The 628-nt window shown below is 36.5% G+C and carries 1 protein-coding gene; it reads left to right on the top strand.

The genetic code is table 11. From position 1 onward, the window contains the following. Positions 1–110: 110 nt before the first annotated feature. The coding region (locus tag KI363_RS21650; RefSeq protein WP_212967618.1) for an IS91 family transposase at positions 111–628 on the top strand (518 nt) is incomplete at its 3' end.

Below are 628 nucleotides of genomic sequence, written 5' to 3'. Positions count from 1 at the left end.
TCGCTAAACGGGCGCTTGCGCTTTTGTTCTGGTCTAGGAAATTATAAAATTCTCGACTTGTGGATAATTGTTCGATAAAATGTTCGTATACAAATTTGTGGGGTACTGATATGGAAAAAGGTAACAGCGGTGTAATCAAAAGAATATTGAAGGACCATTTTGATGTTTTTTGGAAAATACATTCTGACCTTTTTCCAGCATCATATCGTGAAGATATTAAAGAGACGGTTGAAAAGGCTATTAGATGTGGTTCCAGTGACCTTGGCTATGCACGTTATGAATGCTTAGGGTGTGAAGGAAATCCTAATCCTGTTTTTGTATGCTTCACTTGTAAGAGTCGATTCTGTCATAAATGTGGTAAGAAATATACAGATGATTGGTCGGACAAACAACAGGAGATGATTTTCAATGTTCCCCATCGCCATATGGTATTTACCGTTCCGAGGGAATTAAGAAATGTCTTTTTTCAAGACCGTAAAAAATTAAACGAACTAAGTAAAGAGGTAGCAGATGTATTTCAATTCTACTATCAACGGAGAAGTAAAAAGCCATTACAAGTAGGTGTTATTACAGTCATTCACACATTTGGAAGAGACCTTAAGTTTAATCCCCATATCCATGCTTTAGT

Origin of the sequence: Lederbergia ruris, from assembly GCF_018332955.1 — a bacterium.
Lineage (GTDB): Bacteria > Bacillota > Bacilli > Bacillales > Bacillaceae_C > Lederbergia > Lederbergia ruris.
Note: the sequence above shows the minus strand (reverse complement) of the source record. Positions and strands in the feature narration are given on the sequence as shown.